The organism is Luteibacter sp. ME-Dv--P-043b, from assembly GCF_030209605.1.
Classification (GTDB): Bacteria; Pseudomonadota; Gammaproteobacteria; order Xanthomonadales; family Rhodanobacteraceae; genus Luteibacter.
The window spans coordinates 1-8,469 of the sequence record NZ_JARVRT010000019.1 but is presented as its reverse complement, the minus strand read 5'-3'; the positions used below and the strand labels follow the sequence as shown (position 1 = coordinate 8,469).

The 8,469-nt window shown below is 68.0% G+C and carries 9 protein-coding genes; 3 read left to right on the top strand and 6 right to left on the bottom strand.

Annotated elements, in window-relative coordinates:
- Nucleotides 1-192 precede the first annotated feature (192 nt).
- Entirely contained in the window at nt 193-1,179 is a 987-nt protein-coding gene (locus QRN34_RS12905; RefSeq protein WP_285405008.1) for a glycoside hydrolase family 43 protein, read from the bottom strand.
- Between the two features lie 69 nt (nt 1,180-1,248).
- A complete protein-coding gene (locus QRN34_RS12900; RefSeq protein WP_285405007.1) occupies nt 1,249-3,342 on the bottom strand; it encodes a TonB-dependent siderophore receptor in 2,094 nt (697 codons plus the stop codon).
- Nucleotides 3,343-3,515: 173 nt separating this feature from the next.
- On the opposite strand from QRN34_RS12900, the gene QRN34_RS12895 reads away from it, so the two are divergent.
- The 3 genes from QRN34_RS12895 to QRN34_RS12885 are packed head-to-tail and all read left to right on the top strand — an operon-like array spanning nt 3,516 to nt 5,655.
- A complete protein-coding gene (locus tag QRN34_RS12895) occupies nt 3,516-3,824 on the top strand; it encodes a DUF3649 domain-containing protein (protein WP_285405006.1) in 309 nt (102 codons plus the stop codon).
- A complete protein-coding gene (locus tag QRN34_RS12890; RefSeq protein ID WP_285405005.1) occupies nt 3,821-5,386 on the top strand; it encodes a PepSY-associated TM helix domain-containing protein in 1,566 nt (521 codons plus the stop codon). Before QRN34_RS12895 ends, QRN34_RS12890 begins: the two co-directional genes overlap by 4 nt.
- Nucleotides 5,383-5,655: a DUF3325 domain-containing protein gene (locus QRN34_RS12885; RefSeq protein WP_285405004.1), complete on the top strand. Its 273-nt coding sequence runs from the start codon at nt 5,383-5,385 to the stop codon at nt 5,653-5,655. Before QRN34_RS12890 ends, QRN34_RS12885 begins: the two co-directional genes overlap by 4 nt.
- Nucleotide 5,656: 1 nt before the next feature.
- Here QRN34_RS12885 and QRN34_RS12880 read toward each other — a convergent pair whose 3' ends face one another.
- The 4 genes from QRN34_RS12880 to QRN34_RS12865 are packed head-to-tail and all read right to left on the bottom strand — an operon-like array spanning nt 5,657 to nt 8,179.
- A complete protein-coding gene (locus tag QRN34_RS12880; protein WP_285405003.1) occupies nt 5,657-6,316 on the bottom strand; it encodes a M24 family metallopeptidase in 660 nt (219 codons plus the stop codon).
- A 25-nt stretch (nt 6,317-6,341) separates the two neighbouring features.
- Nucleotides 6,342-6,764 (bottom strand): hypothetical protein, encoded by a 423-nt coding sequence (locus QRN34_RS12875; RefSeq protein WP_285405001.1) that lies wholly within the window; start codon nt 6,762-6,764, stop codon nt 6,342-6,344.
- 35 nt (nt 6,765-6,799) lie between these two features.
- Nucleotides 6,800-7,873, bottom strand: coding sequence for a nitronate monooxygenase (locus tag QRN34_RS12870; protein ID WP_285404999.1), 1,074 nt, complete (start codon nt 7,871-7,873; stop codon nt 6,800-6,802).
- A gap of 21 nt (nt 7,874-7,894) precedes the next feature.
- The gene (locus QRN34_RS12865) at nt 7,895-8,179 is read right to left on the bottom strand and encodes a hypothetical protein (protein ID WP_285404997.1); all 285 of its coding nucleotides are present in this window, start codon (nt 8,177-8,179) and stop codon (nt 7,895-7,897) included.
- Between the last annotated feature and the right edge of the window lie 290 nt (nt 8,180-8,469).

Below are 8,469 nucleotides of genomic sequence, written 5' to 3'. Positions count from 1 at the left end.
GCGGGTCGCCGCAGGCGTGGCACCGAGGGGGCTACCCGCCGGCTCTTGCTCCACGACACCACGGCTCTAAGGCTCTAAGGCTCTAAGGCTCTAAGGCTCTAAGGCTCTAAGGCTCTAGCAAACCGCAAACCACAGCGTGTCGAGAGCTTTCGCTTCATCGCTTCGTTGGCTTTTCGCGCACATCGTGCGCTCCTACAGCGATTTGGCCTCGACGCCATCCCGCGTCATCTTTACCGGCAGGATGCTGCCGTCCGCGGCGAAATGCAGTTCGTCGATGCTGGTCTCGCGGTGGTTGCCGTTGGTGTCGCCCAGCGGGTGGCGGTGGTAGACGATGTACCAGCTATCGTCCTTCGCCACATGGAACAACGAGTGGTGGCCCGCGCCGGTGGCGATCTTCGGGTCCTGCTGGAGGACCTTGCCGACGCGGCGGAAAGGCCCGGTGACCGAGTCGCCCACGGCGTACGCCACCGAGTAGTCGGGACCGGTCCATCCACCCTCCGACCACATGAAGTAGTACTTGCCGTTGCGCTTGAACATCAACGGACCTTCGACGTACTCCGGCGCGGGGGTGATCTCCTTGAACACGGTGCCGTCGGCCATGGGCTCGACGCCGGTGAAGTCGGGTTTCAGCTTGACGATGTTGGCGTGTTTCCAGCCGCCGTAGATCATGTAGTACGTGCCATCGTCGTCGCGAAACACGAACTGGTCGATCGGCTGTGCGCCGTTGTGGAAGGCGCCGATCAACGGCTTGCCGATCAGGTCCTTGAACGGGCCGTCAGGCTTGTCGGCCACGGCCACGCCAATGCCGCCGACTTCTTTGTCGTTCTGGATATCGTTGGCGGCGAAAAAGAAGTAATACTTGCCATCCTTCTTCACCAGCGCTGGCGCCCACAGCGCCTTCTTCGCCCAGGGGATGTCACGCATCGACAATACGTCGGCGTGCTTCGTCCAGTGGACCAGGTCGGGCGAGGAAAACGCGTCGAAATGGTTCTGCTGGGCGTAGGGCAGCGAGGTGGTGGGATAGATCCAGTAGGCGCTATCGAAGATGGCCGCCTCCGGATCGGCGTACCAACCGGGAAACACCGGGTTGCCGGCATGCCCCGGCGGCGGCGCGGCCAGCGCGCCGAAGGATACGCACGCGGCAAGCACCGCGCCCCCGATGAACCTGCCTAGCCGCATGCCGATCTCCCATTCGCCCGAGCCGAACGTCCGACCATAACGGTTCGGACGTCCGGAATCCACGGTCGATCAGAAGCGGTAGCTGGCGTTACCCATGATGCTGCGGCGCGGGCCGTAGAAGCAGTCGCCACGGGCAAGGCAAGTGGCGCTGTACGCCTGGTCGGTGACGTTGGCGGCATTGACGGAGAAACGCCACGGCCCCTGCGTGTAGGCCACCATCGCATCGAACAGTGTCTTGCGCGGCACCACGAGCGTGCCGGTCTCGTCGTAGTTGGTGCCGATGTAGCGTGCACCGATGCCGAAGCTGAAACCGTCGCTGTCGGCGTCGTTCACATGGTAGACGCCCCACGCCGAGGCCTGGTTCTTCGGCAGGCCCGCGACGATCGTGCCGTCGTCCGGACGCGCCTTCGTCCAGGTATAGGTGCCGATGAGGTCGACATGGCTGCCGAGGCGTGAGCTGCCTTCCAGCTCCACGCCGCGGGTTTTCGCGCGGCCCGCCTGGATCTGGTTCAGCGGATTCTGCGGATCGGGCGCGAGTCGGTTTTCCTCACGCAGGTCGAAGTACGTCGCGGTGAGCAGCGTCGAACCGCCGACCGGCTGGTATTTCAGGCCGGCTTCGTACTGCTTGCCGCGCAACGGCTCGTAGGGGCGGTTGTAGAAATCCAGGCTGTCCAGCGGCTGGAACGATTCGGTATAGCTCACGTACGGCACCAGCCCGTTGTCGAAACGGTACATCACGCCGAAGCGGGAGGTGGTCGCGTTGTCGACGGAGCGGCTGTCGCCGGTGGTCAGCGTGGCGCGGTCGTGGCGCACGCCCACCGTGCCGATCCAGTGCTCGCCCCAGTTGATATGGTCCTGCACGTAGAGCCCGGTCTGCCGCGTATGGCTGGACGGTGCCGGCAGGATGTCGGGCGGCACGAAGCCGTTGCCGTAGACCGGTGCATACAGGTCGAACGGGACGAGGTCCACGCCGTTGCCCTTGCGGCTGTCGGTATGCGAATAGCCCAGGTCCGCGCCGAACAGCACGCGGTGATGCATGCCGCCCGTATCGAAATCGCCCTCGAGGCGCGTATCGGTGACGAAGCGCTTGTGCCGGCTGAGGGCGACATAGCTGTAGCGCGACACGGTGCGCTGTTCGTCGTCGAGGAACGGATACGCAGGGTTGGTATAGACGTTCGGGTAGAGCGAGCGGTAGTCCACGTTGTCGTGCGAGTAGCGCGCGTTCTGGGTGAACTTCCACGTGTCGTTGAAGCGGTGCTCGAAGAACGACGACACCGCGCGCTGGTTCGTGTCGTAGCGATCGAAGCCGGGCTCGCTGACGAAGCGGTTCGTCGGGATACGCCCGTTCGGGTTGAACAGCAGCGTGCCCGCGTGCGGCAGGAAGTTCAGCGAGGAGCCGTTGTGGTCGAACTGCAGGTTGGCCAGCAGCGTCCAGCGCGTGTTCGCATCGGGCTGCCAGGTGACCGAGGGCGAGATCGCCTTGCGGTCGTCGGATACGTGGTCGATCTGCGAGTCGGCGTCGCGCACCACGCCGATCAGGCGATACGCCCAGTGTCCGGCTGCATCCAGCGGGCCGGTGAAGTCGAAAGCCACCTGCTTGCGCGCGTTGTTGCCGACCTGCACCTGCACCTCGTGCGCCGCGGTGAACTGCGGACGCTTCGACGTGAGACCGATCAGACCGCCCGTGGTGCCTTGTCCGTAAAGCACGGACGAGGGGCCACGCACCACCTCGATATGGTCGAGGAAGTAAGGCTCGGTGCGTGCGTACGAGCCACCGAACGACTGCCGCAGTCCATCCAGGTACGATGTGAACGACGCGCCGCGGACGAAGGCGTCGTCGCCACGGCTGTCCACGCCGTAGGCATCGGAGCGCACGCCGGCCGAGTAGCGCAAGGCGTCCTGAACCGTCAGCACGCCCTGGTCGAGCATCTGCGTGCCGGAGATGACCGACACCGCCTGCGGCGTTTCGACGATCGGCGTATCGGTCTTGGTCGCGCCCTCGGCGTCCTGCCGTGTGTAGCCCTGGTCGAGCTTGACGCCACGCACGTCGACGGCATCCAGTTGGACGGCCTTGTCGGTGCGGTTCGTGTCTTGGGCAAAGGAAGCGTGCGAGGCCAATACCCCTGCGATGAGCAGGGGCAGCGCCTTCTTGGGAAGGATCATGAGCATGGGTCCGTAGCGGGGGAATGTCGCGGTTAACGCGAACGAATCTCATTACCATGATGCCGCACATGTGGCAGGCACCGCAATACCTTGCGCTGAGATTGCGAATGAATCGCATTTGCGTACACTGGTCGACCCGTTTCCGCACCCACCACGGCAAAAGACATCTCGGCATGAGCAGGCGTTCGACGACAGGCATCTCCCCCGCGCGGGCGCTGGACGTGGCGGGCCGCGCCACCGCCGCCGTGTTCGGCGGCTATGCGCTGGCGGCCCTGGTGGCCGCGGCGTGCGCACGCTGGCTGCCCATGGCGCGTGTCGAGGCGGTGGTCGCCGGCATGCTCGTCTCGTTCGCGGTCTACGCCGCGGTGGCCATTTTCGCGTTCGCCTCGCGCAGCGCGGCACGTGCCTGGATCGGGCTGGCGGCGATCGGCGTACCGCTCGCGGTGGCGCTGGCGGCGTCGCTGCACGGAGCGGCGGCATGAACGGGGTCAACGGTGGCCTGCGCCAGTCGATGGCCTGGCTGCATACCTGGGCGGGCCTGCTCGTCGGCTGGCTGTTGCTGGCGATCTTCGCGACCGGCACCAGCGCGTATTTCCAGGACGAGATCACCCGATGGATGCAGCCGGAGATCACCGGCGTGCGCCAGCCGACGCGCGCCGCGGAAGGCGCGGTGACGTGGCTTACCGCCCACCAGCCCGACGCGGACAGCTGGTCCATCGCCCTGCCCGGCCAGCGCGCCATCGCCTCCACGGTCTACTGGCGGCAGGCGGGTGAAGACCGCAGCGCGGCGCGCGACAACACGCTGACGCTGGACGGCAACGGGCAGCCCGTGGTGTCGCGCCCCACCCTGGGCGGCGCGTTCCTCTATCGCATGCACTTCGACCTGCACTACATGCCGGTGATCTGGGCTCGCTGGGTGGTCGGCTTCTGCGCCATGTTCATGCTGGTGGCCATCGTCAGCGGGGTGATCACGCACAAGAAGATCTTCGCCGACTTCTTCACCCTGCGCTTCGGCAAGGGCCAACGCTCCTGGCTGGACGCGCACAACCTCAGCGCCGTGCTGGCACTGCCGTTCCACCTGATGATCACCTTTACCGGCCTGGTCACGCTGCAATCGCTGTACATGCCCTGGGGCGTGGCGGCGGCGTATCCGAACAAGGCCGCCTACTTCGCCGACGCGTTCGGCAGCGAATCGCCGCCGGTGCGTTCCGGCGAACCCGCGCCGATGGCCTCCCTCGGCGGGATGATCGCCCAGGCGCGGAAGGTGTGGGGCGGCGCGCAGCCGGGCTTCATCGACATCGCCCTGCCGGGCGACCGGCACGGCGTGGTGCGCCTGTTCCGCAGTGGCGGCGACGCCATGGATGCCCGCGAGAAGACCCTGCTTTTCGATGCCGCGACGGGACACATGCATCCGCTGCCGGCCGCCAAGGGGGGCGCGAGCGCGACCGAAAGCACGATGGTGGGCCTGCACGCGGGGCGTTACGCGCCGTACGCGCTGCGCTGGCTGTATTTCCTGTGCAGCCTGGCCGGGACGCTGATGGTGGCGACAGGCCTGGTCCTGTGGACGGCCAAACGGCGCCTCCAGCTCCCCGATCCCGACCGGCCCCATCTCGGCTTCGTACTGGTCGAGCGGCTCAATATCGCCACCGTCGCCGGCCTGCCGCTGGCCTTCGCCTGCCACTTCCTGGCCAACCGGCTATTGCCGGTGCGCATGGACGACCGGGCGACGTGGGAGGTGCATGCCTTCTTCATCGGCTGGGGCGCCGCGCTGTTGATCGCCTGCGTGCAACGGCCGCGGCGCGCCTGGCTGGCGGTGCTCATGCTCGGCGCCGCAGCCTTCGCGGCCCTGCCTGTCGTGGACGAGCTGACCACGGAGCGCGGCTTGCTGCCTAGCCTGGCGCGCGGCGACGGTGTGTTCGTCGGCTTCGACCTGACCATGCTGGCCCTGGCCGCCGCCTTGGGCACCGCCGCGTGGAAGCTGTACAGGCGGCCAGCGGGCGCGAGACGCAAGCACGCGGCGATCGCCGCCGGAGCGGATGCATGATCGCGTTACCGCTGGTGGCCTCGGTACTCGGCTTCGCCCTGCTGTGCCTGGGCATGTCGCGCCACCAGCGCGATCTGTTCGGACGGTCGCTCCCGGCGAGACGGACGCGTGCGGCAAAGGCTGCCGGCTGGCTGCTGGTGACCGTGGCCTATGCCGGCAGTCTGCTCGCGGAAGGCGCCGCGCTCGGCGCGGTCTATGGCGTCGGCGTGCTGACCTTCGGCGCGGCGGTCGTGGCGCTGACGGTGACGGGCCTGTCGCGGTCCCGCTGAGCTACGCGACCAGAAGGTCTTCGTAAAACGCGCCGATCGGCAGCTGGGGATGCGCGATCTGGATCTCGAGGATCCACAGCCCGGGCACCGGCGCCGCGTCGAAGTTACCCAGGGTGCCCGCCTTGTGCACGGCGTGCGGGTAATCGCCCACGCGGTGGCCCTTGGTCGCGTGGTTGAGGCGCCAGCCCATGGCCTGCGCTTCCCCGCTCAGGTACGCATACAGCGCGACGCCGGTCACGCCGTCGCGCCAGCGCGCCTCGCCCCGGCGGAACAGCTCGCGGGCGGCCTCGGCGCAGGCGTGCTTGAGCGGATCGTCGCCCAGCACGAACGTGTCGCCGACATCGCCTTCGTGGCCGTCGAACACGGGCCCAAGGTCCACGAAGTAGATATCGTCCTCGCCCAGCACCGTGTCCGGCGCCGAACGCTGGCGGAAGGTCTTCAGCGTGTTCTCGCCGAAACGCAGGATGCTCGGATGCCAGATGCGGTCCATGCCGGCCGCCTGCAGGCGCTCCTTCGCCAGCACCGCGGCCTCGGGCTCGGTCATGCCCGGACGGATGTGCGCGGCGATATCGCGCAATGCCGCCCACGAGCGCTCGCGGGCGCTGAGGAGGCGTTCGAGTGCGAAGCGATGGCCGACGTTTTCGGCCGTGGCGACAGGCATGGCGGGTTCGGCTCCGAGGCGGTTGTCAGGAATGCGACGACGGGTGGGTGAGTGCCCGCAGCCGTGCGCTGGCACGCACGCGTACCGCCTCGGCGCCGTCGACCCGGGACAGGTATTGGAGCACGTCCTTGCGGGTCGACGGATGGGCCGCGACGGCGAGGCGCACCTGTTCGTTCACGTCATCGGCAAGCAGCCGCAGCAGGTTTTCCGGGGCAACCTTTCGCTGGGCGATGGCGAGGCGGACGGCCGCGTCCGGATCGTTGGCGAGCCGCTCCAGCATCGGCAAGGCCACCTCGCGGTGGGCCGCGATGAACGGCCGCAGGTCCGGCGCGCGCTCGTAGACCTGCGCCCATACCGCGACGGGCACGGCCTCGGTCATGGCGCGCTGTTGGTCTTCGGCATCGTCGCTGCGGCGCAGCCGAATCCATTCATTGGCATCGTCGATCATGTCTTTCCCCCGCCCGCGGATCGGGTCCGCGAGCATCAACCCAGGCGCAGCCGTGCCGCATGGGCGAGCATGGTACGCGCGATCTCCTCCGCCGGCACCTCCCGCGCCAGCGCGCCGGCCTGCCCGGCCCACAACGGCTGGAAATCGCCCCGCCCGGTGGCTTCGGTGGCCGCGCGCAGCGGGGCGAGGGGACCGGCTGCCAGCGGGAACGGCAAGGCATCGGCCGCGAGCGGGCCCAGCTCACGCATGATGCGGTTGACCACGCCGCGCGCCGGACGCCCCGTCAGCACATTGGTGACCACGGTGCCGTCGTCGCGCAGGGCGCGCAGCGCCTCGCGATGCACGGCGGCGGCGGTGGATTCCGGTGCCAGCAGGAAGGCCGTGCCCAGCTGCACGGCCGAGGCACCCAGGCAGAGCGCCGCCGCCATGCCACGGCCATCCGCGATGCCGCCGGCGGCGATCACCGGCACCGGCAGTGCATCGACCATCTGCGGCACCAGGGCCATGGTGCCGGGCTGCGCCGCCATGTCGTGGGTGAGGAAATTGCCGCGATGGCCACCGGCCTCGTAGCCCTGCGCGATCACCGCGTCACAGCCGCGCTCGACGAGCCACCGCCCCTCGGCAACCGTGGTGGCGGTACCGAGCACGATGGCACCGGTGGCCTTCACCCGCCGCAACAGTGCCGCCTCCGGCAGCCCGAAATGGAAACTCACCACTTCGGGCTTCAGCGCTTCCACCCGTTCGCACAGGGCGGCGTCGAACGGCGCACGTCCCCCTGACGGGAGCGCGGCATCCGGGTGCACGCCGTACTCGGCGAAATACGGCGCCAGCCGCTCCCGCCAGCGACGTGTCTGCGCCTCGTCGGGCGCGACCGGTGTGTGCGCGAAGAAATTGAGGTTGATCGGTGCCGTCACCGCGGCACGGAAGGCGGCAACGTGCTCGCTTATCGTCGCGGGGGAGATCGACGCACAGGGAATCGCGCCCAGCCCGCCGGCCCGGGCGACGGCGATGGCCAGCGCCGCGCCACCTGCACCGGCCATCGGCGCCAGCAGCAGCGGGTGCTCGATGGCGAGCAGGTCGAGCACACGGCGATCGGTCCAGGCGGGCACGGCGGTTCCTCGCGGCATCGGTCAGAGGCTGACCGCGTAAGTGATGAAGAAGCACGCGGCCGTGAGCAGGATCATCGCGGCGATGAAGGCGACATCGGCGATGCGTTCCAGGCGGTGCAGGCGCACCTCGGTTTCCGTCCGCAACGCGAAATACGCGCTGAGCGTGGCGACGAGGAAGAAGATCGCATCGACCGAGAGCAGGTCGTCGGCCCAGCTGTCGGTGCGGCTCACCGCATTGGACACGCGCAGCAGCCCGACGCCAGTCAGGCAGACACCGACCATGGCCGCCGAGATCGTGCAGATCATGCGGCAAGTACCTTCCGCAAGCGGTGTCTGGAAGGATCGGCGCGGCATGGGCTCGGGGTCCCGTGTAGGCAAGAGCGGATATGGTACGCCGATGGGGGTGTTTGGCGCCTTGGGTGTTTGGTGGTGCGTGGGGTGCGTGGGGTGCGTGGGGTGCGTGGGGCGCGGTTGGGCGTGGGATAGGTGAGGGGCGGCTTCTTTGCTTTGTTGGCTTTTCGCGCACATCGTGCGCTCCTACCGTAGGAGCAACTGTCTTTTTCAGGCCTCTACCGTTCCGTGCCATGGAGTCTGAT